Source organism: Synechococcus sp. PCC 7502, from assembly GCF_000317085.1.
In the GTDB taxonomy this organism is placed as follows: Bacteria; Cyanobacteriota; Cyanobacteriia; order Pseudanabaenales; family Pseudanabaenaceae; genus PCC-7502.
Genome location: NC_019702.1, coordinates 1570628 through 1595512, shown reverse-complemented (window position 1 = coordinate 1595512; position 24885 = coordinate 1570628). Strand labels below are relative to the sequence as shown.

The following is a 24885-nucleotide window of genomic DNA, read 5'->3' as shown; positions in this document are numbered from 1 at the left end:
AGTTTCAGCTTTACTGGGCTGCCAATTCCGCGGGTGTCCAGAGGAATTCGGGTCGAAGAGTTTGCAACTTAGTTCCCTTAAAATAAAAGCTCAAAATCTTTTCATAAGACCATCCCAACTTACCTAAATTATAGGAGCCAGTTTGACTCATACCCACCCCATGTCCTAACCCTCCACCAATAAACGCATAACCTTTGATCGGATTATTACTAGGCTGGCTCGTTTTTGTGACTTCGACTTTACGTCGCCGAGCCTGATCGGACTTAGGTTCCTCATAGAGAGGTTCTATATAAAAAAATGTGCTATTTGGAGCATACAGAGCATCAATAATTTCATCTTTTTCTAAAAGAATAGTTTTCGTATCGGTCTCCACCTCAATTTTTAAGACTCGCCCTGAGGGCGATCGCTGCACAATCCGTAACGACTTAATCTCATTAAACTTAGTGTCCATGTCTCCCGATAGTCGCAAAAATTCCCGAACTGTAGTTTTGATCTCCTCCATGCTACTTTCGACTCTCCACCTAAAGGCAGACCAAGTTTCTTCATTAAAGCCAGCTTTTTGCTTAATGAAAGCACGGAAATTATCTTCGCTGGATAAATCTAACTTATTGGGATCAAAGGGATTGACTGAATCTAAAACTGAGGTCAGGTAAGGGCGTTTTCTGCCATCCCACAGGTCATTATAGTTAGCGGTAATACCACCCGTGGTTGAGGAATACAAAGCATCAATCACTTTATTATTAAAAGTTAAAACCTGTCCCTTAGTATCAGCGATCGCCCGATCTGCCAACTCACTAGTTTCCTCCAGTCCTCGATACACTTGGCATTGGGTTGTAGAACATAGCTGATAATCATCCACAGCAAAGCGGTGACGACTAGCAAGGGCGTAGGTGCGTGCCAAAATTACCTGTGCTTCAATGGCAGGGTATGGAGCCTTATAGCCAATTTCATGGGGGACAACTCCCCGTAAATAGGTCTCTAAAGGAACTTGGTTCACAAGGGTATAGCTTTGATGGGCATTTTTTTGCAGCCTTAAAGTACCCGCATACCGTCTTTGGTTAACAGCAATTACACCTAAATTACTGGAAATATCTAAACTATCTCGGTTATAGCGATTGCCCCCAACCACCCAAGATACCAATGGCTCTTGCTTAATTACCTTACGATCCAGTTGCACAAGGTTGTAACCCTGTAATTTTAAGTAATAGGTTAAAAGACTACTTAGGGGAAAAGCATCATAAATACTTCTTTTTGCCCATACTTGCCAGCGCCGTGGTTGAGCAATTTCAGTTTGAATGCGCATAGCCCGCCAACGGTAAGCACTAGCTGCGGCGTTCTCAAAACTACGGTGATTACTCAAAATCACTTTTTCTTCCAGGCGAGGCTTACTTAAGGGTTGTTGAAATATACTAATACTGACTTCATTGGTTTGGATGGTTTGGAATTTACCATCATTTGACTTAAAAGTAAGACTAAGCTTATCTCCCTGAACTGCTTTAAGGGTGATCTGATCTTGAGGATTTTCCCCAAATCGTTGGATAATTCCCATCTGCATAATCGGATTTGTATCCGGTGCTGCTTGCAGACTTTCTCCGCCTAAGACGATCACCCAAACACAGCCAACAAGAACTTTCCCGATCCATTTTTGCCTGGTGATACCCCAGATTAAGCCCGAAACTAGGAAGGTTGGAGAATTACTCATAATTTTTAACTGAAACTAATCTAGTTCAGGTTTCGGGACTTTAGGCTTTAGAATCGGCTTCTCCACCGTAGTTAATCTCTTAGTAACAACTGGGCAAGCTAAATGCTCATAGTCAATAACTTTTAAGTCATCACCAATTAATTGACATTTCAAATACACAAACTGTTGAACTAGTTCTAGGGGAATATCACCCTTAACATTTAAGGTAAAGCGATCGTTTTGAGACGGTTGCAAATATTCTGGTCGGCGTTGAATTTCTACTAAGAAAGAATTTTCCAATTGCTTTTCTAGTTTTTTAGTGATAAATCCGCGAATATTAAACTGCCCATCTTCAAACTCTTCGATCTTGCTAGAAACATCAGTCGCTAAAATTTCTAAGCGCAGCCCGTGGATTTTACTGGTCTTGGGATAAACCACAAACTGATGCTCTAACGATAAATCAATCTTCTTTTCTAATGCCTTAATTGCCTTACTTAAAACGTATGCTTTATAGGCTGAGCCATTAGTTATGATCAATTCACCTTTATAAAAAGCTTCGGCACTGGGTACATATTTACCTGCAACTAGTCCTACGGCTTGGCACCAAAATATTGGTAAACTTTCTTCTTGCGCTTTGTGATCTTGCTTATGATCTTGATGTTGTTGAGCGATCGCAGTTGGATTCAGCTCTGAATTTGGGTCTAAATTAATCTGCTCATCAAGATGATCGGGATCAGCTAATTGCTCAAGTTCCAAGTTTTGAATTTCTATGGGTTCTTCGATAACTTCTGCATTAGTTGAATTAAGCGGACTATCTGCATTATTGGTAAGTGGGAGGGACGTTAATAAATCACTGGGCAGATCGCTTGATTGAGCATTATTTAAATCAACTTTTGCCTCGGAATCTATCTGTGGTTCTATATTTAGGACTACCTGCTCACTTGTGTCAGTTTTAAGTTTAGGTTTGAGCTTAGGTTTTGCAAAGGTACTTTTAGTAGGACTTTCTGTTGTGCTTTTAACTGAATCTTTAATTTTATTGGAAGCTTGATCAGAAATTTGAGTTGGAATTTGATCAGAGGCGGTTGATTCTTCTAGTACAGGCGAGGCTAGCTCCTGAATCTCAGCTTTTTCTAATGCTAATGTTTCTGGAATTGGCTGTAGAACACTCTCAAGATTCTGAGCAATGGGCTTAGGTAAGGCTTTGTGACGTTGGGGACGCTGGAGAGCAGCACTAATAGTAACTTTTTGATCGGGCTTGGGCATAGATAAATATATAGAAGTCTTTAGAAATCATTCACTTGTACAGCCGCATCTATTCTAATTGATCTTATCTAATTGATCCCAGAATTGATCTGAAGAACAGGATTGAGTTATTTACAACTAGCTCCATGAAGATTAATCAGATATTAACTTTAAGCTATGATCCTTTAGAACATATTAACTTTATCGATATATCCAGAGTTTTCGTATAATAGTATTAAGTATATTCCTCTAGAATCGTGTAAGACACAAGGATACAAGACACAAAGTAAGATATGTCCAACTTTTATCCTGAACTCACTAAAGAACAGCGATCAGTATGGCTAAGAGGATTACTGACCGTGGCTTTAGCAGATAATGAGTACAGCCAAAAAGAACAAGACCTAATTCAAGATTTACTCAAAGACAATCACATTGCCACCTTAGAACCAATTACTCCTAAGGAGGTTGCTGCGGTGTTTGGTAATAGTCCAGACCTAGCTCAAAATTTTCTACGAACTGTAGTAATGGTAGCTTTGGTGGATGGTGATTACTCCGATAATGAACATCAATTAATTCAAGAATTTTCTACTGCTCTAAATCAAGAGTCAAATATTATGTCAGACCTGAGAAGCCAGCTAGAAGGAAATCACGGGCATCATACTCACCTTCTTGATCCCATTAAAGACTGGTTAGATCACTTAGATATTAAAGATTCCAGAGTTGCTCGAGTTTTATGTAAGGTTATACCTGCTCAATGTCCCTTTGAACGAGATGTATTTTTATTTGGGCGCAAACTTGTCCATATTCCTGCGATGTGCCAGATCAATCCGTTGTACGATCAATTAGTTGGATTACGTTTTCGATCGCTATCATATTTAGCCGATGAATGTGGTGAAGACATTTCCGAATTTTGTTAGGGTTCAAGATCGGGTTATAACATGGCAAAGGAAGATGATACCTCTCTATCGACAAATGTATTAAAAGTTGTGCGCGCTCTGAATATGGCGGGATGGATTGGCTTTTGGGCACAATCAGTACTAGCTGTTATTTCCACTTTGATTTTGCTGTTTGCAATCATTAGTCGGAGTGCGGGTGGCTCTGCCCAAAGTAATCCTGGAACTGGTGCGGGTACATTTTTAGCCTTTTTAGGCTTGATTGCCGTGTACTTAAGCATATTTTGGAATTTTCGCTATACCATGCTTGCCAAGGAACTGCGAACTTCTGACAACCGACCGAGTCGTGCTGAAACTATTAAGCAATTAAAAATTGGCATAATTATTGGTTTTGTGGGTATGTTTATAACCTTGTTGGGGGCTGAAGCGATCGTTGGGGTTTTAGTTGCCAAGTCCCTATCTCAACCACAAACTGCCTTTGTTAACCCTGATAGCTTTAATCGGTTGGTGCAGCCCATAGATATATTTATAGTGCAAGCTAACACTAATACCATTCTTGCCCACTTTTTAGGTTTAGTAACTTCGGTATGGTTACTTGATCGAATTAGTAAATAGTAAAAAAAGTTTTTTGGAAATAATTTTAAAAATTAAGTGGTTTGCGTGACCTAACGCTATAAAGTAGTATTAAATACACAAAGTCTAAAGGATCAATTAAGTTTTATGAGCAATAAGCCCGAGCGCGTTGTCTTGATAGGCGTGGCAGGAGATTCTGGCTGTGGAAAATCCACTTTTTTACGCCGACTAATAGACCTGTTTGGCGAAGAATTTATGACGGTTATTTGCTTGGATGATTACCATAGTCTTGATCGCAAGCAACGTAAGCAGACAGGTATTACTGCTCTTGATCCTCGTGCAAATAATTTTGACCTGATGTACGAGCAGATCAAAGCATTAAAAAGCGGTGAGTCGATTATGAAGCCTATCTATAATCATGAGACTGGCTTAATTGATCCACCAGAATTGATTAAACCAAACCACATTATCGTGATTGAAGGTTTACATCCTCTCTATGACGAAAGAGTGCGATCGCTCCTTGATTTCAGCGTTTACCTTGATCTCAGTGATGAAGTAAAAATTGCTTGGAAAATTCAAAGAGATATGGCGGAACGTGGTCATACTTTAGCTGATGTTATGCAGGCGATCGAAGCTCGTCGTCCAGATTTCTCCGCATATATTGATCCCCAAAAAGCTCATGCTGACGTAGTAATTCAAATTTTACCCACCAACTTAATCAAAGACGATAAGGATCGCAAAGTTCTGCGTGTCCGTCTTGTGCAGAGAGACTCTGTGGAAAATTTCCAGCCAGTTTACTTGTTTGATGAAGGCTCGGATATTACTTGGACACCCTGCGGCAAGAAACTTACCTGTTCCTATCCCGGAATGCGCTTTTACTACGGTTCGGATTCCTATTACGGACACCCTGTTACTGTGTTAGAAGTGGATGGTCAATTTGATCGCCTTGATGAAGTGATTTATATCGAAAATCATTTAAGTAATCTTGATACCAAGGACTATGGGGAAATGACCCAATTATTATTAAAGCACCCTGATTATCCCGGTTCTAATAATGGTACTGGTTTGCTACAAGTAATTGTGGGCTTAAAAATGCGTGCCACCTACGAACGTTTAACAAAAGAATCGGTTGCTACTAGAGTCCCATCTTTGGTCTAAGAAATTAGTCTGGGAGAGGTAAAAAACACTTGAAAAACTAATTTAAAACTAAGTTTGTAATTTATCTAATTAGCCCTAATTTTGGGGCTTTTTTATTGAGTGTATAAATTTGAGTCTATAAATGTGAAGCCCCACACCCGCAAACCTTATCTTTCACTAAAAATCAAGATTATGTCGATATTTGAGAGATGATCTCAAGGAGATTTAAATTTAGAGGAAATCTGCCTTCGGCTTTAATTTGTTTAATATAGGATTCGGAGATGCGCCAGTTGAGCTTTTGAGACAATGCCCGAATGATATCACCCCGATCTATTACGCCTGCTACAGAACCAACCCTTGATAGCACAGTAAGTTCTCGTAATTTTTTGGTTTCTAATATTTTAATTACCTCTGTAATTTTGGTATTTAACTCGACGACATCCAAGGATTTAATTGGTTTGGTAATGTCATTGATAGTTTTTGTTACCCATTCTTGGCGATCGCTATTTTTGATTTCAGAGGGTATTACCATGCCGCGATCGCGTCCGTTAGAAGAAGCAAAAAATAATGGTTGGGTTTCTGATTCCCGCATTAGTAAAAATTCATCGGCAAATTGGCGGATAGACATATCAGCATCTATAATCCGAAAGTCTCTGGTCATAGCAGTTTCTGCCGTAATTTCTGATAAAGCCTGTTGCAGATCAGTAAGCTGAAGATAGGCACCTGCATTAGCAAGAATAAACCAGCCTAAAACTATTAGCCATAGCCCTGATAAAAACTGCCCTGAACTTAGGGAAACAGCAAAACCCCAGAGAATGCCAAACCAGCCTAGGACTTGACCACTGCGGGCAGCAACCCGAATCCCAGTAAAATAATTGCCTGTATATTTCCAAACGGCGGCTTTGAGAACTTGTCCACCATCAAGGGGAAGACCAGGTAATAAATTAAAAATACCTAGCACCAAATTAATCTGCCCCAATTGCAAAGCTACGATGCTAATTATGGGCTGAATAGCTTGGAGCAAAAATGCAGTCCACAGTAAAACTATCGCTAATGCTAAACTTACCAATGGTCCAGCGATCGCTACTTTAAATTCAGTACCAGGGTTTTGGGTTTCCCTTTTCATGGAGGTTAAGCCACCTAAAAAATTTAAGGTAATAGCTTCAATCCCGATGCCGTTTGCTCTGGCGGTGAGGCTATGCCCAAGCTCATGTAAAAGAATTGATGTAAATAGTAATAAGGCGGTAATCAGTCCAAATAGCCACGCTAAATTGGGAGCTATACGCGTATAGGAGGCACTAAAGTCTATGGTTAATAGTCCCAAGATTAAAACTAAAGATGGGTCTATATAGAGGGGAATGCCCCAAATTGCCCCAACCCGAATGCCACCTTTCATGATTTTTGTCCTGCTGTTACCAATTGACTTCCTCCTAACTTATAAATCCTAAATTTCAAGACTATTTAGCGATTAAGACGAGATATAAAACCATATTGCCATACTGTTGAGTAGAAATTGAGTAGAAACTTAGATGATTAGATTACTTAGTTGAGCATTCATAGCGATCGATGAAATCTTGGACAATATAGTCTTGCATAGCATTTTGGTTAAGCTGAACTATACAGGTAGGGTTTTTCTCCTCAGGCGATCGCCCAATATTATTTTTACCTCTTTCTTTACTTTTATCATCTTGGAAACTACTTAAGTCAAGCTCATTTCCCCTTGATACTTTTTTAGAATTCTGATTTGTTTTGGTTCCAACAAGTTCCTTTTTTTCTGGATTTGATACTTTGGGGACAGTAAAAGGCTGGGACTGCGGAGAAGAATCAGGCGGTTTGGGAGGAGTAGGAACACGAACCTTGGCAGATTTAGCAATAAATTTTTCCGTCAAAATCACTACTAAAATTATGATGAATAAAATTGTGAGAAAAGCTGTGATATTACGGCGATTCTGCATTAAGCTTTAACCAAAACTGGCGCAACTAAGGCTGACTCCAACTCAGTTTTACCTAAACGCTCTTCTAAGATATTCATTACCTCTCGTCCAAAATCATTTTCATTTCGTTGCCAAGCTTGTAGACATACTTCGCCAAAAAATGATCCCAAGGGTTCGGGGTTCCACAATAATTTTTTAGCTGTCCAAGGCATCATACTCATAGGGTCATAGTCAGGCTTGAGGATATCATTTTTAAAAGCATATTCCTCTAGATGGGTATGGGGTTGTAAGCCAATGAAAAAGATAGCTGGCTCCACTTTATCGGCACCAAATATTTTTTCTAATTCCCGATGATAGGCAATGGTTTGGCGAATAGTATCAAAGGTTTCATCAATTACATTAAATGAATAATTCACAGATACCAATTCATTAAATCCCGCCGACTTCAGATCACGACAGTTTTGCAGAATAACTCGGAGGTTATAACCCATCCGCATTTTTCGTACTAACTCTTGGGAGCCACTGGTAATACCGATTTCAAAGTAGCTCATGCCCGTTTGTACCATCAGTTCACATAGTCTTGGGGTCAAATTATCCGCCCGAATATATGCTGCCCAATGAATATCGGTCATCCCCGAATCAACGACTTTTTCTAAAAGTTCTACGGCATCATCAATATATTTTTTCGCAGGAATAAACTGAGCATCGGTAAACCAAAAATTACGTACGCCCCGATCATAAAGTTCTCGCATTTCTTTGACAACTTCATCCGCAGGATTTATGCGTACCTGTTTGCCCTCAATCACCGTATAAATGCAGTAACAGCAATTATGGGGACAGCCTCGTTTAGTTTGCACTCCAATAAAAAAGTCGCGATCGCGGAAATAATAATTAAAGTCTGACCAAATCGACTCAATATAGTTGTAATTGCAAGCAGTTTTTTCAATCGGGGCGGGTTGCTCGTGGATTAGACCTTTTCGAGGTTTTTGTTCTCCTGCGACATAGCAGCGATCGCTCTCAATACTTGCACCTTTTACCAATTTTTCTAAAAGAGCTTCCCCTTCACCAACCGAGATAATTGTACCTTTGGGTAGCTTAGTTCCTAATTGTTCATAAAACACACTAACTGCACCACCACCAATCATTGCCCTAGCTTCAGGATGATATTGTTTTGCCCGTGCTAATCCCCGTTTAATCAAAGCAGAATTGCGCCATAGCTCCGTGTAATAGGAAGTAAATAAACGCAGTCCGTTTAAGGCTCCACGAAGTTTGATAATGGGATTGAGGGAATAGTAAAACTCAAAGGCATTTTGCAGAGGATTGCCACCGCGTCCACCCACCGGCGCATAGATTTGAATATCTCGCCATGAAAATACTAGCAAATTGGGCTTAAATTCATCAATACTGGCATCTAGGGCTGTGAAAAAATCTAAAGGGGGGACAGTTCCCATATCAAAGATACATTGCTCTACATCTGGGGCAATTTTATGAATATGATCGGCAAGATAAACTACCCCAATGGGAAATATCGGATTGCAAGGGAGCCTAACATAGAGAATGCGGCGGTACGCATCCTGAAGGGAATTGCTAATTGCCATAGTTCTTCTAATTAATTTTGTGGTTAGTTTTAATTGATATTAAATCGATATTAAAAGTTGTTAAAAAGTCTTTACATATCCCTAATTTTAACGCAATAGCTGCGGGGATCGCCCAAGTTTTAGCTCATTTGCCTAGCTTTAGGATTTTCCCTGCTAAAATTGCGGCTCCAAACCCATTGTCAATATTCACCACTCCAATACCAGTGGCACAGGAATTCAGCATAGTTAAAAGAGGCGCAATGCCATTAAAATTTGCCCCATAGCCAACACTAGCAGGTACAGCAATCACGGGACAGCTAACCAAGCCTGCCACCACACTAGGTAAAGCTCCTTCCATTCCCGCCACCACAATTAATACATCTGCCGTTGTTAATAGATGCTGGTGTTGCCACAGACGATGGATTCCCGCTACTCCCACATCCCAAAGCCTTTGAACCGTGAAACCACATAATTCTGCCGTCAGGGCAGCTTCTTCGGCAATGGGTAAATCGGCAGTTCCTGCACTGATAATTGCAATTTTCCCCTTTTGATTAGATTGAACTTCTCCTAGATAACAAATCTGAGCGATCGCCGAGTATTGTAAGTCTGGTAAAAATGGTTGAATTTGACTATGTACCGAAGAGCTAATTTTGGTAGCGATCGCCTGTCCGCTTTTAGCGTATAAAACTTTCATAATGGCAATAATTTGATCGGGAGTTTTACCTAACCCAAATACCACCTCAGGAAACCCAGTGCGTAATGACCGATGGTGATCGATTTTGGCAAAATCACTAACTGGCTCAAAGTTGAGATATTGCAGCTTTTGCAGAGCCTCTTGGGGCGAAATTTCTCCGATCGCTACGGCTTGCAGGAGGTTACTGAGGTTTTCGGACATACCGTAAATAAATATAGAAAATATAGGAACAAAAATAGAGTAAAAATGCTGAATAAATATATTATTCGACTTCGATTAGCAGTGAGAGTCGCAAAGCCTTAATAAATAGACTTAATCAATAGATATAGAGCGGTAAAATGCTATAAAAAAAGGCATTACCATTATTGGGTAACACCTACTTTCCACTTTTAATTCAAATTAATTCAAAATATTTGCTTAGGCTGCTTCGATCGCAACTGGTGCTACAGGATAAACACTAACCTTTTTACGAGATTTACCCAGACGTTCAAAGGTAACTACCCCTTCAACGGTGGCATACAAAGTATCATCATTACCACGTCCTACGTTATTACCGGGATGGATTTTAGTCCCTCTTTGTCGCACGATGATACTGCCTGCGGTAACAGTTTCGCCACCATAGCGTTTTACGCCTAGACGCTTAGCGTTAGAGTCCCGTCCGTTTCTAGTACTACCCGTACCTTTTTTGTGTGCCATCGCTATTTATCTCCAAAAAATTAATCTAAAAAATAAAAGTACTAACAGTAACTGATTATGCTGCCTCAGTTGTAGCTGTCTCAGTTGTCCCCAAGTTAATGGTATCAACCATAATTCGAGTCAAATTCTGGCGATGCCCATTTTTTTTGCGAGTTTTCTTTTTAGGTTGCATCTTATAGACAATTACTTTTTTTGCCCTTAGGTGCTGCAAAACCGTAGCTTCAACCGTTGCGCCTGTAACCAAAGGTTGCCCAATCACCGTAGTATCATCTTGACTGACCAGCAGTACATCGGTAATTGTTAGTTTAGAATCTGGTTCAAAATGCAGTAATTCTACGTCATAGAACCGTCCTGGTTCCACACGATACTGTTTCCCACCTGTTTGAATAATTGCGTAGCTCATAATTTTTATAGATTGAATGCCGTACAGGTATTGAAGTTAATCAATTTAAGGTTTGATTAGGTTTTGAAGTATTTGCAAGGACAAATGATCGTCAAATCGTAAACTTACCTGATCCGAGCGTGAATAATTACACAGTCCCTAACTATACATTAACTATAATTATCCATGCAAGCTTAATCTTGCTGTTGAAGTAAATCTATGGAGAGGAAAAAGGAGATCGCTTCTTTGAGGGAGAATATAAAAGCATCAATTTCAGCTTTAGTATTGTAGAAATATAGACTAGCTCTAGCGGTACCAGTTATGCCTAAGTAGCGGTGGAGGGGCTGTGTACAGTGATGTCCAGACCGAATGGCAATGCCTTCTTGATCCAATAATTGGGCAATATCATGGGCATGGATATAACCCGTAGCACTAAACGATGCTAATCCAGCACGGTGGTTAAGGTTGCCATAGATTTTTAACTCAGGAATATCCTGCAACTGGGGTATTAGGTAACTGATTAATTCCTGTTCATAGCGATGAATTCGCTCCATCCCGATCGCTGTTAAATAGTCAACGGCAGCACCAAGGGCGATCGCTTCACCAATGGCGGGAGTTCCTGCTTCAAACTTATGGGGTAAATCGGCATAGGTAGAGTGATCTAAATACACCTCAGCAATCATTTCCCCTCCGCCCAAAAAAGGTGGCATTTGATTCAAAATCTCGGATTTGCCATACAGAAAGCCGATACCTGTGGGCGCACACATTTTATGTCCAGAGGCAACTAACCAATCACAATCAATCTCTTGGACATTAATGGGCATGTGGGGGACACTTTGGCAGGCATCGATTAGGACTTTGGCACCGTAATGATGTGCTAGGGTAATTACCTCGGCAATTGGATTAATACAGCCTAAGGTATTAGAGATATGAACGATGGATACTAATTTAGTGCGATCACTCAGCAAGGATTTGTAGTGATCTAGGTCAAATTCTTCACTTTTAGTTAGTTGCACAAATTTCAGAACCGCCCCGGTTTTTTGCGCCACTATTTGCCAAGGGACAATATTGCTGTGATGTTCCATTGCCGACAAAATTACTTCATCCCCAGCTTTGAGGTTTGCCATACCCCAGCTATAGGCAACTAGGTTAATCGCCTCGGTAGCATTGCGGGTATAAATGATTTCCTGAGCAGAACGAGCATTAATAAATTTTGCCACTTTGTCACGGGCGGCTTCGTAACCTTCTGTGGCTCTACGGCTCAGAGTATGTGCCCCTCTATGCACATTGGAATGATCATGTTCATAATAGTTACGCCAAGCATTGAGAACCTGAAGTGGTTTTTGGGAACTGGCAGCATTATCAAAATAGATCAAGGGATGTCCATTAATGTCTTGATCTAAGATGGGAAAATCTGGGCGGGTCTGATTAGCTAAGGTTTCAGAGTTTAGACTAATTAGCTCGGGTACTAAAATCATTGGGAATAGAAATTTTATGGTACCTGAATTCTAGCATTGCCCTTCGTAACAAGGAGTGACAAATATAGATTTGATAATTTAACTAAAAAAGCAACAAATATTGATATAAATATCCTAGCTGTTTTACGGTAGTGGTATGAACAAAGTAACAATGGTGGGGGCTTTAGTAGGCTTAACCGTTGCTGGTGTAGGAATTGGGGCTGGAATTGCGGCGGTAATGACTGGAGGTGTTAAAAATATTAGGCTCAGTGCTTTTTATGGTTCTCCATCAGATAACTTGCCTGATAATTCTGTAAATAATAATGTGGCGATCGCCTCAAACGCAAACTCAACGAATATAAATTTCAATCCAGTTGCTACTCAATCCTGCCGCTTAAATTCCACCGTTGCCGTTGCAAATTCCCTAAATGGAGCATGGCAAGCTGCTCAAATCGCTACAAACCCCCTACCAGCATGGCAATATTTTAATAATCAAATGGCTCCTGATCTAGTCGCTAGACTCTATCCTGCTCCCTTTCCCCAAATTAGTGATCGCGCCCGCCGTGCCAGTGTACCAATTGTGATGTACCACGACATTACTAAAGATAAGCAACTAGATTGGGATGTCACTCCCGAAGAACTAGAACAGCATTTTGCAACCATTCAAGCCAATGGCTTAACGCCGATCACCATGGATCAGTTGGTTAATCATCTGAGAACGGGAGCAACTCTGCCAGCAAATCCAATTTTATTGACCTTTGATGATAACTACCTTGGTCAGTACGAGTATGCTTTTCCATTACTAAAAAAATATGGCTATCCTGCGGTTTGGTCTATTCACACAGGTTTTGTGGGTAAAGGCGGAAACAAGCCTAAAGCCAATTGGGATCAGATTAGAGAAATGTATAAAAGCGGATTAATTACGATCGCCTCCCATACGGTCAATCACTTTAATTTATCGAGGATTGATGAAGCTCAAGTAGATCGCGAGTTACGCATTTCTAAGCAAGTTCTGGAAAAAGAATTGGGCATTGCTATTAAATATTTCACCTATCCTGAGGGTTCCTATAGCGATCGCATTAAAGATCAGGTTAAAGAAGTTGGCTATGAAGCTGCCCTAACCATGAGCCTCGATCCGAGGGATGAATTGCCCGCAGAAAAATCCGATGATCTATTAGCAATTAGACGTTATGGACAATCTCGTTTTGCTGATGTCATAGCGATCGCTAGTAATGGAGTACCTGATTCAGGAAATACCAGCGATAAGGACATAGATAACTTACCCGACAGCACCGTAGTCAACTTTGCCAGTCCAATTTCCAAAAAACTGGTGAATTTTGATGGTCTGCCCATCACGCTAATCTCTGGCGGAAGACCTGTAACTGTGCATCACCACACCCGCGCTCAAGTGCGAGAAATTATGAAAACTGCCAAGGCGATCGCTGCCGTTGATGGGGGCTTTTTCTCTTTGCAATCCCTAGAAAGCAATAAAATGATTGGACCAGTGCTCAGTCAATTTGCTGAGGATGCAGGGGTATTAGATGTGGGGCGATCAGGTGAAAATCCCCTACTTAAAAATCGTCCCCTAGTGTTAATTAGCCCTAGCGATATTAAGTTTATTCCTTACAATCCCACTCTGCACTCGACTAAAGAGCAATTACAAGCAGAAATGCCCGATGTTACCGATGCCTTTGTCGCGGCTGGGTGGCTGGTAAAAAATGGACAGCCTCAGGATGCAGCTAGTTTTGGTAAATTGTATGGTTTTGATGCCAATCGCGATCGGGCGTTCTGGGGTATAGATCGCAAGGGAAGACCCGTAATTGGCGTGACCATGGAAATGATTGATTCTGTGAACCTAGGAAAATTACTAGCAAAAGCTGGCTTGCAAGAGGCGGTCATGCTAGATTCTGGAGCTAGTGCCTCCTTGGCATATCGGGGTAAGTCTCTGATGAGTTATGATCCCCGTCCCGTTCCCCACATTGTTGCGCTTTTAAACCCAGACCAAACTATGAGTACCAAGTGGGATGGAGCAGTTACTTGCTTAAGTCGGAATTAACTGACCAGGGCGGAGTTTTGCCCATTTACCTAGTTCTTCAGAAAAGCTGAGACAGCCCACCACATCCCATTCCATCTCAATCCCTTGATTATCGGTGCGAATATTGACGTTTATACTGGGTGAATTTGCCTCAAAATCTGGACTAGCAGTTAAATGGGGTTGCTGATGCTGCTCTTCGACGGCATGGTAAGTAATACAGCGATCGACATAGTGACAGTTGACGCAAATACACATATACTTTTCCCCAACTTAACTGCAATTGCTTTCTATCTTAACTCACTTATTTAACTCACTTAAATTAGAACTTACGCACTCAGATTTACAGAATAAAGTACGGACGAAGAGAACTTGGAACTTTGTCCTCAATTGGGGTTTTGCCCTAGAACCGAACCCTTTTAAATCTAGATTTGGCTAAAATGGATATGAGACTTAAAGGAATAAAATACTGAATGCAAATTTCTAAGCCGAATTCTTGGTTGCTACCTGTTATAGTTACAGGCTTAGTTACAGTAGGGGCGATCGCTACTTTTTCCCTCACCCAAACTCAAAAGACCCAAAATATAACTGATTTAACGGTTCCTGTTACTTCTAAATCCTTAAACCTCAAAATCAGAGCTAGTGGTATAGTTCAACCGATCCAAACCGTAAACCTTAGTCCTAAAGTTGCAGGTCAATTGGCACAGCTTTATGTGGAACAGGGAGATCGCATTAGTAAAGGACAAATTATTGCCAAAATGGATGACCGCAGCATTCAAACCCAAATTGCCCAAGCCCAAGCTAGTTTTGCCAATGCCCAAGCCAACCTGAATAAATTGCAATCGGGTAGTCGGCGCGAAGATATTGCTGCTGCCCAAGCTCGACTAGAATCTGCTAGAGCCAGAGCTAACCTTAGCCGTACCCGTTTAGTCCGCAATCAAGATTTAGCAAACCAAGGAGTAATTACCCGCGATCGCCTTGATGAATTATTCGCAGATCAAAAAGCAACCACCGCCAACTTAATCGAACTGCAAAGGCAACTGGAACTTTTGCAAAATGGCTCAAGACCTGAAGATATTGCCCAAGCTCTAGCACAAGCACAAGAAGCAAAAGCCCGCTTAGATGCGGCACTAGTCCAGTTAGACGACACAATTATCAAGTCTCCCTTTGATGGCATTATCACCCAGAAATTTTCCAATGTGGGGGCATTTGTCACTCCGACAACCTCTGCGTCGGCGGTGGGATCGGGTAGTTCAACTTCGATTGTTTCGGCTGCTAGTGGGCTAGAAATCTTGGCAAAAGTTCCGGAGGTAGATATTGCTCAAATTAAAATTGGGCAGAAAGTAGAAATTATCGCTGATGCCTATCCCGATCAAACTTTTATGGGAGAGGTACGCCTCATTGCCCCCGAAGCCGTAATCGAGCAGAATGTTACCTCTTTTCAAGTTAGGGTAAAATTAAATACGGGTTTATCTCAGCTAAAATCAGGGATGAATGCTAATCTCATATTTCTGGGATCAAGAATTAATAACGCTCTATTGGTACCGACCGTAGCGATCGCCACCGAAAAAGGGCAAACAGGGGTATATACTCCGGATCAAAATCAAAAACCTCGGTTTCAAGCGGTTACCATTGGGATCACCATTGATAATCAGACTCAAATTTTAACTGGTGTTACCTCTGGGAATTTAGTATTTATTAAGCTTCCAGATAATCAGCTACCTAAAACTAATTAGTATTCAATTTAATCTATTTAATAATCTAGTTACTAGCTAATTATAGTTAATGCAAATTTGATATAAATAAAGCTTCGCTCAAAGAGGTCTTGATTGTAAAAACAAATTTTAAAAACCATGAAAAATTTAAAAATAGCAAATAGCTAAAATATTTAGAATTAATAGCTGAATTAATAACTAATAAAAATTAAGGAATTAAATTAATCGTGAAAGGTGGATTTAAAAATTTCTGGTCTGACCTAAATCGCTGGGTTAAAGATACTCCCGCAAGAGCAATTGACCTAGCCTACAAAGCCGCAGTTGCAGTTAAAAAGTTAGAAGATGACTATTTTGAAGGTAATCCTATATCCAGAAATTGGGGCTATGCTGATAATACCTACAGTCTATTTCAAACTCAGTTGCAGAATGCTTTGATCACTATAGATGTCAGGTTAGCAGAATATCGATTAAGCTCCAGAATTCCCAACTTTTTAAAATCCGATGCGATTAAACCGCCAGTCAAAGCCATAAATAATGGTAATGGAAATACTAATGGAGAGTATGCTACGCCCACGATTTTACAGAAGCTAGTATTCATCGATCTAATTTTATCTAGGTATCGTGCCAATATTTCTGAGCCTGTGAATGAAACTGCGGCTAGTCATCAGTCTGCCAAACTTTTAGAAGGAGTTAAAGGTATTGCTCCCAAGACTCATAACAATACACCCAAAAGTCCTATTAAGTCAGATGCTAATTCAGTAAGTATGAGCGTTGAGCATAGTGACTTTACCCCCAAATATGTGGAGCAAACCTATGTGCCGATTTCAATTTTGCAATCCCTAGAACGAATTCGTCGCAACATTACCTCTGGTGATAAGTACGAACAAGAACTAGTTCAAGATGCTCGACAAACTCGACGGCGGATCAATATTGGCATTAGATTTATTATTATTTTGGTTGTAGTTACTATTTCCACCCAGCAGGTATCTAAAAACTTTTTGTATAAACCCCTGGTTAAGAGTTGGGAAAGTCGTCACAAAGTTGAGTTTCAGTTTAGTAAAGAAATTGAAGAACGTGCCTTAGCTGAATACCGAGAAGAAAGGGCAAAAGTCGAGTTTCAGGCTTTACTCTCTGGGAGACCTGATGAGGTAAGTGGGCAAAAAGTTGAGGAGATTTTGCAAGAAAAAGTACAAGAAATCTATAAGCTTTATCAAGACTTAAGCTTAGAAGGAGTTCAAAACTTATTTGCTGACATGACCGCAGGATTTGTCGTTTACGCTATTTTACTGACAGGCAAAAAAGAAGTAAAAATAATTAAACAGTTCATAGATGAGACTATTCATGGTCTCAACGATAATGCCAAGGCATTTTTAATCATTGTAATAACTGATACTTTTGTTGGCTACCATTCTAGTCATGGCTGGGAAGTTTTAATCGATACCTTCTCTGTACATTTTGGCTTACCAGAAAACCGAGATTTAACCTTGGCTTTTATTGCCACTGTGCCTGTATTTTTAGATGGCTTGATTAAATTCTGGGTGTTCCAAGCTTTAACTAGCTCATCACCTAGTACGGCTGCCATTTATGATGAAATGAATAAGTGATGAGATGAATCATTAGTTGGGATTATTGATTATCTGGGTTTGCCGACGGAGGTGTATCAATTCTACCTGGAATGGGTTTTTGCACAGGTTGGAGTCCTGTCAGCATTCTCGATAGTTGCAGGGCATCTAAGGCGGGTTTAGTTTCTCGAACCTTATGCCATACCGACCTTGCCATCAGCATAGAGTGACGTTTGCGCGTAGCTTGAATTTGCTCTAGGTATGCTTCTCGTTCGGGTTGATAGTCGGCGGAGGAAACTAGTACAGAGGATGGTGTTTTTTCTTGATCAATAATGCGTGCCATTTGGGCGACAAGCTCTTTGTATAGCCATGTATAGGCGGGATGAACTGTGAGGTGACAGTTGTGGGTTGATTGGGCTGATTGTAAAACTAGGGAAAAATAGCCGATCGCTGCTTTGCGTTGAGGTTCGTATACATAGCCCGTGACATGCTGGGTTGACTTTAAGACATTTTGACCATGTTCGATCGCTTTATCCACAAGACTCTGACGAAAATCATTGATGCTTAGATCATAAACTTGGCGAATCTGTGGCGGCATGGCAGCAGTATCTAGTTGGTACAGCAGAAAGGCATCGGCATTACTCACAGGCAAGAGATTGGGCAGATCGGGCTGTTGATTTTGGGCAATTTCATGGAGAGAGGCAAAGGGAATTTCCCAGTCGGTAATTTGTGCCAGGGGTTGAAAACCATTTTGTCTATACAGGGCGATCGCATCTTTGCAGTTAACATCTACATTTAATATCCAGGTGCGTGCTTCCCAGCAGGACTCAAGACAGTGACGAATTAGCTGGGTGCCAATATTATGGCGTTGAATTCCAGTCATGACACTAATTTGATCGATCTGCCATGTAGTACGGCTGTGATTAACTGGAGATACACGAATAAATCCTAAAATTTGTCCACCTACTTCAGCAACATAGGCTCTAAATAGATTGCTCAAAGGGTTAGGTAGCCAGCTAATAAAGCGCACCACCTTAAACCATTGATTAATCTGCCCTACATAGTCGGGAGCGTAGTCAGGAGATGATATTTCAAAACTATTTTGTAAAAGATGAATCGCTTCTAAATCTCGATACTGCACAGGTCGGACTGTTACACTGGGAGGAGAAAAAGGCTGCATAGCGATCGCTTGAGAGTTTACATGTAATATCTAGCATACTATATATAGCAGTTCAGAGGTTTTGCCAAATCGATCTGTGTTCTAAGAGAATGCTCTAATCTAAAAGTTAGAAAGATAATTAATTTATGTCTAATCAAGCACAGGATCAAGAAGATCAAAAACAGGTTAGCAGGTTTCCACAAGTCTTTTGGGGGTTGGTGGCGATCGCGATCGCAGTAAGTGGGTCAGCAATTGTCGGAAGTTCAGCTTTGCGGTCATTACGGGTCAGTGATTCCCTAACCATTATCGGTTCGGCGAAACGTCCAATTCAAGCGGATTATGCTGTGTGGCGCAGTTCCGTATCTAGTCAGCAATCTACCCTACCGCAGGCTTATCAAGAGGTAAAACGCTCAAGCGATCGCGTACTTGCTTACCTAAAGTCCCAGAATATTAGTGATAGTTCTCTTAGTCTCAGTGCCATTACTACGGAGGCGATCGCAGAGTATATTAACGGTAATCCTACGGGTAAGACTCTGGCATACAAGCTGACCCAGCGCTTTGAAGTTAGTTCTAAGGATGTAAATGCCATCGCCAAGGTAGCGCAATCTAGTACGGATTTAATTAACGAAGGTATTCCCTATGTATCTGAGCCACCAGAATATTTATATACCCAACTCAGTCAACTACGGGTAGAAATGATTGCCGAAGCTGCTAAGAATGCTAAAGCCCGTGCCGATGCGATCGCTTCCGTAACTGGGAATAAAGTGGGTGTTGTCCGTCGTGCTGAAACCGATGCCTTTCAAATTACACCTCGATTTTCCACAGAAGTAAGTGGCGGGGGAGTCTATAACACTGCAACCATAGACAAAGACATTACCGCCGTGGTTTCCATTACCTTTGCCGTAGATTAATTAAGTCAAGGTCTTCTTTAGCAGTTTCCAATTTAGGCAGTGGGTTTGCGAATTGGCTAGTTTCTAGTACTTTTAAATTCTCATTATTTGCAGGTGATGCCGTATCTGCCATATCTATTATTGGATATAACCAACTTGAGAATAATTTGGTCATTTGGGGCATAAGGAGATAGGTCATTGTTGGAACTGCGATCGCCGTAATAATTGCCACACGGATTACTAAAGGTAGCATCACCAATAGTTGCTTCAGAGCTACAGAAATCAAAGTAATTAACGGAAAGACTGCCAACCATGTCACCACAGCCATCTTATATCGAGGTGGAGGTGTAATTGACGGATTACCGGGAAGGGTAAACCAAGTCTCCAAGCCAGTTACTACCTGAATTTGGGGCGGACTGATCGTAAGAGGTTCTGCTATGGCAAACCAGTGCTGTCGTTCTGGTGATTTCTCCCAGTTCCGAAGATTACTAAGGCGATCAAACTTAAAAATGATGCGATACTCTGGGTCGTCGGAATTAACAGGTCGAAAAATGTTGGTACCTAAATGTCCTTGAAACTGCCCGCAGGCATTAACGATTCCAGATAAAAATGACTCAAATTCTACTTTGCATTCGGGTTTAACCCGTCTTGAGATCACAACTGTAACAGAAGGATCATTAAAACTATTTACAGCTTCGGACATAATCAATCTCATCTATGCCTTGTTTTGTAAGAGATTGCGCGAGGATATTGGTACCCATGCTTTACAAAGTTTCATTATTTAATCGTTATTTAATTTTAGGTGCAAAATTAGTTATTTTCTGGGAATAGCTAGCGATCGCCTAATACAGAAACTCATGATTATGCTTGATTGCTATTTCTGAGTTGCCTGTTATCCAGCTAAAAACAGAAGCAATTTATCGATCATAATCGTCTTTAACTGTATTGGTTTTCATAAACGGGATGTGTTGATAACTATGTGCTTGGCAAGGTGATCATAGACAAATCTAAGTTTGCACTCTTGTTTGAGAAGTTTAAGTTTTCGGTAGCTCAAAGAAACTCAGAGCAATAGCTCAAAAATAGTTTTACATTACGTTGTAAAAGTTTTAAAGAACATTTCCTTGATAACACTACCGAAATTACTTTCCCCATTCAACGGGATTGAGGTAATAGTAGTATTCAAACAGGGAGTATAGATCGGGGTACTCTTTCATTAGTGCCATTGGTTGTTCAAAAAAAGTTTCTGTGGCAACTGCAAAAAATTCTGCGGGGCTGGTGGCTCCATAGCTATTAATTATTGTTTTCTTATTCCGTTCTAAGCGATCGCATAACTCTAAATACGCCTTGCTCATTACTTTTGCCCATAACTCAAAATCCGACTGGCGCAGCAAAATTGGCACACCTGCCGTCTTTCCTTCCTCTTGATCTAATTGATGAGCAAATTCATGTAAAACCACATTACGTCCATCTTGCCATCGGGTAATATCTTGCTCGACCTGCGCCCATGCTAAAACTAACTGATCTTTTGTCCATGACTCCCCAAGTCTAATCGTTCGTCTCTCTTGTAAAAGCAATCCATCGCTAATCGTTTCCGAGACTATATAAGCATTGGGATAAACCAAAATTGAGCGTAAGTTGGGAAAGTAAGTATGTCGTCTGTTGAATAGTAATAGACAAGCGATCGCGGCAATTGTAATTTTCATTTCTTCAGTTACCAGTAGCCCCAGACATCCAATAAACTGCTTTTCCTTGAGAAATATCTGAATATGTCCTTGCAGTTCTTTTTGTTGATCGGGGTCTAGGTAATGATAAATAGCAACATTACGGGTAATAATCGCTAACCATCGTTCGGGAAAAGGCTGCTGGGCAATGCGTTTGCGTTGAAATGCCAAAATTACTGGTTGAAAGATAATCCAGAGAATTATTAATCCGATGGTTACTAAAAAAACTAGGGGTTGCAACATATTGCAATTTTACTGGTAACTGATTCTTAGCCCTCTGCCATCATCTTTTCAAATTTTGCTACCAATGGCGAACGGCGATCGCATTAGGATATGTGACGATTTTGCATTTACAAGATTTATTAACCATACTAAACTTAGTCTATAAACTTAGTCTAGTGTGTTTATATGGAAACTGTTAATATTCATCAGGCTAAAACCAATCTTTCACGCCTTTTGTCGAGGGTAGAACTTGGGGAAGAGATTGTTATTTCTAATCGAGGTATTCCTGTGGCTAAGCTAGTGCCATTTTCTACTTCTTCTAATCGTAAGGCTAGTTTAGGGATAGATCGGGGAAGGTTTATTGTGCCTGAAGACTTTAACGCTCCTTTGCCAGAAGATATTTTGTCAGCATTTGAGGGTAGTGAAGGGTGAAACTTCTAATGGATACTCATTGCTGGTTGTGGTGGTTTTCTCAGCCAGAGCTTCTTAGCGAGGAGGCGATCGCTTGTATTGTTGATGAAGCTAATGAAGTGTGGTTCTCTGTGGCAAGTGTGTGGGAAATGGGTATTAAAGTAGCGATCGGCAAGTTGCCATTACCAGAACCATTAGATAGCTATATATCAAGTCGCATGGTGCAATTGGGAGCAAGATCACTTGACATTTCAGTTAACCATGCTATCCAAGCTGCGGCTTTGCCTTTACATCATCGCGATCCATTCGACAGACTCTTAATCGCACAAGCTCAAATAGAAAATATGACGATTGTGACGGCTGATAATATGTTTAGTCAATATCAAGACATTTCTATCCTTTGGGCAGCAAATTCATAGTGATATATTTGTCTTCTCCAGTTTCCTCACAAATACCGAATCCCGATCTGTCATATCTAAGGGCAAGTTCTCTAGAATCTGGTAATTTGCGATTTCTGCCAAACTGCTTTAAAAGTTCCTTGCTTGCGTTCCCCTTCAGGAGTTACAAAATTAAGGTTGTGCTTTCATAGATTTACTTTCTAGATACTAACCTGAGATATTAGCTCTGTTACACTAACCAATCTTACGTGTATCAAGTTTTGTAACAGCTTGCGATCCAAAAATCAGAAAAATTCATTCAATTTATAAAGGGATACAGACATGGTAGTAATTACAGGGTTATCAGGCAATGAGATTTTCTGTTTGCGAAAACATGGTCTAACCGCAGGCGATCTAGTGATTGGCAACAGTGTGATCTCCCTTGGATTGATTAGTAGTATTGGTTCGGGACTGAAAACTCTAGTTGGAGGTGAAGTTCATCAAATCACGAAGATTATTCATGAAGGTAGGCATCGCGCCTATGCCAGAATGCTTGAAGAAGCTAAACATCACGGCGGCGTGGGAATTACGGGCGTTTCTAATGAACTAATTTTTCACGGTACAAATGTGGAATTTTTAGCGATCGGTTCCTGTGTATATCGTGAAGGCAAAAAAACAAGAGATTTTGAATTTTCGACATCAGCTGATGGACAAGCTCTATACTGCCAACTTGATTGTGGATTTACGCCCAAACAATTTGTATTTGGCAATGTCGCCTATTCGATTGGAGTTGGTGGTGGTCTATTAGGCAGTTTGAAAAGTCTTGCTAGGGGAGAGATCAAAGAATTTTCACGCATTTTTAATCAAACCCGTCATCTAGCACTTCAGCGTATCAAATCAGAAGCACGGGAAGTAGGAGCCAATGCAGTTGTAGGCATCAAGACATCGATTTTACCATTGGGCGCAATGCAAGAAATGGTGATGATTGGTACTGCTTCCCATCATCCACTACTACCAGATGTTTATCGCCAAAACCCGATCGCTAGCGATCTAACTAATGAAGAAATGTGGAACCTGATTAACCAAGGATATATGCCTGTGCAGCTAGTCTTAGGAGTTTCAGTGTACTCTTTGGGATTGCTAGGTGGTATCAGCTCATTTTTCAAATCTTTTGTGCGCGGTGAAATTAGAGAGTTGACAACGCTGATTTATGAAGCTAGAGAAGAGGCATTAAAGCATATCGCCGAAGATGCCCGTCGTTGTGGTGCGGATCAGGTGGTTGGCATCAAAACCTATGTTTACAATTTAGGTGGTGGAATTATTGAGTTTTTAGCCATTGGTACAGCCGTAAAGCAAATGCCAGATGTTAGGACTGAATCAGAGAACCTGATCCCACAGGCAATTATTCGTGATCAAGATACCTTCATTAATACTGCGGATACGACTTCGGCGGTCTCCTTGAACCAACCCACAAACTCATCTAGCATTCTTGCAATAGTTGCGGGGTTGGTGTTTTTTGTATTTTGGCTGATATTTATTTTCATTCGATTTGTTCACCGTTAAAAATATTTACAGTCATTAATGCTAGATCAGCCCATTTAGATGGTTACTTTTTTGTAGTTAATCAAGCTAAAATCCTAGAGGAAATTTGCTTTGAGAGAAAAGTACTACCCCAACAAGTTTCTAATCATTTGTATCAACAATATCACTAAGCCGTGCAACAACCATTTGACTAGGGGTAAGAATCATAATGGGATTACCTTTAAGCTCGACATATCCTTTCCAACCATTGAATACGGCAATGCTAGTAAAGATCAGGATTACTAAAATGCCTACGATCGCTGGTGCTTTAGCAAAGAAAACAACGAACACACTCATCAGTGTCCCACCAAGGATAAGCATAGAATCAACTACTAATTGATTGCAAGTATGAGTTGACTCTTACAAACCCCAGACTCTCAGCATAAATCTTTTTAAATTTATCCTTAGTCATAAAACTTTCCGTTCAACAAAAGCGTTATCCGATCCAAAACTAAAGCATATTTTGTAACGGTTAGCGATCCACTTGCTTTATAGTTGCTGTTATATCTACTGGTAATGGATAGTATGGCTAATATTACAGGCTCATGGCTTGGCACTTACTGGCAAAGGGGCAAACCTACTCGTTTTCAGGCTACCTTTATCCAGAATGGTAATATGCTTTGCGGCAATATTTTGGATGATAGCTATCTGGGAGAGGCGACATTACAAGGTGAAGTGGTAGGACGAAATATCAGCTTTGTCAAAACTTACATATCGATTACTAAAAAACGCGCCTCAGTCAACTATAAAGGTACTATCTCAGAAGATGATAATTCTATGCAGGGCAAATGGGATTTCTTTGGGATGCTTGGCTTTCAAAATTGGGAAGCGCACCGTAATGCTGAAAATTTAGAAGATGAATTGAGAAAATATATAACGGTACAAGTGCCTAAGAATATTAAGGAATTAGAGTCGATAAAAGTTTGAGATCGGCTGAACTTTTTTTGAA

General features: G+C 40.6%; 25 protein-coding genes. 11 read left to right on the top strand and 14 right to left on the bottom strand.

Translation table 11 applies throughout. The features are described from left to right. Window positions 1–10: 10 nt before the first annotated feature. Complete coding sequence (locus SYN7502_RS07865; protein WP_015168316.1) at window positions 11–1702, bottom strand: SpoIID/LytB domain-containing protein; 1692 nt, start codon at window positions 1700–1702, stop codon at window positions 11–13. A gap of 15 nt (window positions 1703–1717) precedes the next feature. Then, entirely contained in the window at window positions 1718–2944 is a 1227-nt protein-coding gene (locus SYN7502_RS07860) for a hypothetical protein (RefSeq protein ID WP_015168315.1), read from the bottom strand. A 272-nt stretch (window positions 2945–3216) separates the two neighbouring features. Between SYN7502_RS07860 and SYN7502_RS07855 the strand changes: the two genes are divergently transcribed. From SYN7502_RS07855 to SYN7502_RS07845, 3 genes are all read left to right on the top strand, one after another. Further along, the gene (locus SYN7502_RS07855) at window positions 3217–3840 is read left to right on the top strand and encodes a Mo-dependent nitrogenase C-terminal domain-containing protein (protein WP_015168314.1); all 624 of its coding nucleotides are present in this window, start codon (window positions 3217–3219) and stop codon (window positions 3838–3840) included. A 21-nt stretch (window positions 3841–3861) separates the two neighbouring features. Beyond that, window positions 3862–4431, top strand: coding sequence for a DUF3611 family protein (locus tag SYN7502_RS07850; RefSeq protein WP_015168313.1), 570 nt, complete (start codon window positions 3862–3864; stop codon window positions 4429–4431). A gap of 105 nt (window positions 4432–4536) precedes the next feature. Further along, window positions 4537–5547, top strand: coding sequence for a phosphoribulokinase (locus tag SYN7502_RS07845; protein ID WP_015168312.1), 1011 nt, complete (start codon window positions 4537–4539; stop codon window positions 5545–5547). Window positions 5548–5716: 169 nt separating this feature from the next. Here SYN7502_RS07845 and SYN7502_RS07840 read toward each other — a convergent pair whose 3' ends face one another. The 7 genes from SYN7502_RS07840 to SYN7502_RS07810 form a co-directional block, all read right to left on the bottom strand. Next, the gene (locus tag SYN7502_RS07840; RefSeq protein ID WP_015168311.1) at window positions 5717–6922 is read right to left on the bottom strand and encodes a site-2 protease family protein; all 1206 of its coding nucleotides are present in this window, start codon (window positions 6920–6922) and stop codon (window positions 5717–5719) included. Window positions 6923–7064: 142 nt separating this feature from the next. Beyond that, a complete protein-coding gene (locus tag SYN7502_RS07835; protein ID WP_015168310.1) occupies window positions 7065–7481 on the bottom strand; it encodes a hypothetical protein in 417 nt (138 codons plus the stop codon). Beyond that, a complete protein-coding gene (locus SYN7502_RS07830) occupies window positions 7481–9058 on the bottom strand; it encodes a photosystem II high light acclimation radical SAM protein (protein ID WP_015168309.1) in 1578 nt (525 codons plus the stop codon). The genes SYN7502_RS07835 and SYN7502_RS07830 overlap by 1 nt, the downstream gene beginning before the upstream one ends. Window positions 9059–9182: 124 nt before the next feature. After that, on the bottom strand, window positions 9183–9932 hold the full coding sequence (gene larB, locus SYN7502_RS07825; protein ID WP_015168308.1) for a nickel pincer cofactor biosynthesis protein LarB: 750 nt from the start codon (window positions 9930–9932) through the stop codon (window positions 9183–9185). A 216-nt stretch (window positions 9933–10148) separates the two neighbouring features. Beyond that, window positions 10149–10427 (bottom strand): 50S ribosomal protein L27, encoded by a 279-nt coding sequence (gene rpmA / locus SYN7502_RS07820; protein WP_015168307.1) that lies wholly within the window; start codon window positions 10425–10427, stop codon window positions 10149–10151. 55 nt (window positions 10428–10482) lie between these two features. Beyond that, the gene (gene rplU / locus SYN7502_RS07815) at window positions 10483–10830 is read right to left on the bottom strand and encodes a 50S ribosomal protein L21 (RefSeq protein WP_015168306.1); all 348 of its coding nucleotides are present in this window, start codon (window positions 10828–10830) and stop codon (window positions 10483–10485) included. Window positions 10831–11003: 173 nt separating this feature from the next. Next, complete coding sequence (locus SYN7502_RS07810) at window positions 11004–12287, bottom strand: SufS family cysteine desulfurase (protein WP_015168305.1); 1284 nt, start codon at window positions 12285–12287, stop codon at window positions 11004–11006. A 136-nt stretch (window positions 12288–12423) separates the two neighbouring features. Here SYN7502_RS07810 and SYN7502_RS07805 point away from each other — a divergent pair, with 136 nt between their 5' ends. Further along, window positions 12424–14322, top strand: coding sequence for a polysaccharide deacetylase family protein (locus SYN7502_RS07805; RefSeq protein ID WP_015168304.1), 1899 nt, complete (start codon window positions 12424–12426; stop codon window positions 14320–14322). Here SYN7502_RS07805 and SYN7502_RS07800 read toward each other — a convergent pair. Further along, the gene (locus tag SYN7502_RS07800; RefSeq protein WP_015168303.1) at window positions 14308–14556 is read right to left on the bottom strand and encodes a Ycf34 family protein; all 249 of its coding nucleotides are present in this window, start codon (window positions 14554–14556) and stop codon (window positions 14308–14310) included. The two genes, SYN7502_RS07805 and SYN7502_RS07800, sit on opposite strands and share 15 nt — an antisense overlap. A 215-nt stretch (window positions 14557–14771) precedes the next feature. On the opposite strand from SYN7502_RS07800, the gene SYN7502_RS07795 reads away from it, so the two are divergent. Beyond that, window positions 14772–16034 carry an efflux RND transporter periplasmic adaptor subunit gene (locus SYN7502_RS07795; protein ID WP_015168302.1) on the top strand — a complete coding sequence of 421 codons (1263 nt, stop codon included), beginning with the start codon at window positions 14772–14774 and terminating at the stop codon, window positions 16032–16034. A gap of 206 nt (window positions 16035–16240) precedes the next feature. Continuing rightward, a complete protein-coding gene (locus tag SYN7502_RS07790) occupies window positions 16241–17617 on the top strand; it encodes a hypothetical protein (protein WP_015168301.1) in 1377 nt (458 codons plus the stop codon). Window positions 17618–17639: 22 nt separating this feature from the next. Here the strand turns inward: SYN7502_RS07790 and SYN7502_RS07785 are convergent, their stop codons facing one another. After that, entirely contained in the window at window positions 17640–18755 is a 1116-nt protein-coding gene (locus SYN7502_RS07785; protein ID WP_015168300.1) for a GNAT family N-acetyltransferase, read from the bottom strand. A gap of 125 nt (window positions 18756–18880) precedes the next feature. On the opposite strand from SYN7502_RS07785, the gene SYN7502_RS07780 reads away from it, so the two are divergent. Then, window positions 18881–19645: an SIMPL domain-containing protein gene (locus SYN7502_RS07780; RefSeq protein WP_015168299.1), complete on the top strand. Its 765-nt coding sequence runs from the start codon at window positions 18881–18883 to the stop codon at window positions 19643–19645. On the opposite strand, the gene SYN7502_RS07775 is transcribed toward SYN7502_RS07780, so the two are convergent. Next, entirely contained in the window at window positions 19626–20327 is a 702-nt protein-coding gene (locus tag SYN7502_RS07775; protein ID WP_015168298.1) for a putative antibiotic biosynthesis monooxygenase, read from the bottom strand. The genes SYN7502_RS07780 and SYN7502_RS07775 overlap by 20 nt on opposite strands. A 436-nt stretch (window positions 20328–20763) precedes the next feature. Continuing rightward, entirely contained in the window at window positions 20764–21588 is an 825-nt protein-coding gene (locus tag SYN7502_RS07770; RefSeq protein WP_015168297.1) for a M90 family metallopeptidase, read from the bottom strand. A 165-nt stretch (window positions 21589–21753) separates the two neighbouring features. On the opposite strand from SYN7502_RS07770, the gene SYN7502_RS07765 reads away from it, so the two are divergent. The 3 genes from SYN7502_RS07765 (at window position 21754) to SYN7502_RS07755 (ending at window position 23918) form a co-directional block, all read left to right on the top strand. Then, on the top strand, window positions 21754–21999 hold the full coding sequence (locus tag SYN7502_RS07765; RefSeq protein ID WP_015168296.1) for a type II toxin-antitoxin system Phd/YefM family antitoxin: 246 nt from the start codon (window positions 21754–21756) through the stop codon (window positions 21997–21999). 8 nt (window positions 22000–22007) lie between these two features. Beyond that, entirely contained in the window at window positions 22008–22397 is a 390-nt protein-coding gene (locus SYN7502_RS07760) for a type II toxin-antitoxin system VapC family toxin (RefSeq protein ID WP_015168295.1), read from the top strand. A gap of 300 nt (window positions 22398–22697) precedes the next feature. Then, a complete protein-coding gene (locus tag SYN7502_RS07755; protein ID WP_015168294.1) occupies window positions 22698–23918 on the top strand; it encodes a heavy metal-binding domain-containing protein in 1221 nt (406 codons plus the stop codon). Window positions 23919–24038: 120 nt separating this feature from the next. Here the strand turns inward: SYN7502_RS07755 and SYN7502_RS07750 are convergent, their stop codons facing one another. After that, window positions 24039–24233, bottom strand: coding sequence for a hypothetical protein (locus SYN7502_RS07750; RefSeq protein WP_168130339.1), 195 nt, complete (start codon window positions 24231–24233; stop codon window positions 24039–24041). Window positions 24234–24461: 228 nt separating this feature from the next. On the opposite strand from SYN7502_RS07750, the gene SYN7502_RS07745 reads away from it, so the two are divergent. Then, window positions 24462–24863: a hypothetical protein gene (locus SYN7502_RS07745; protein ID WP_041430039.1), complete on the top strand. Its 402-nt coding sequence runs from the start codon at window positions 24462–24464 to the stop codon at window positions 24861–24863. Window positions 24864–24885 lie beyond the last annotated feature (22 nt).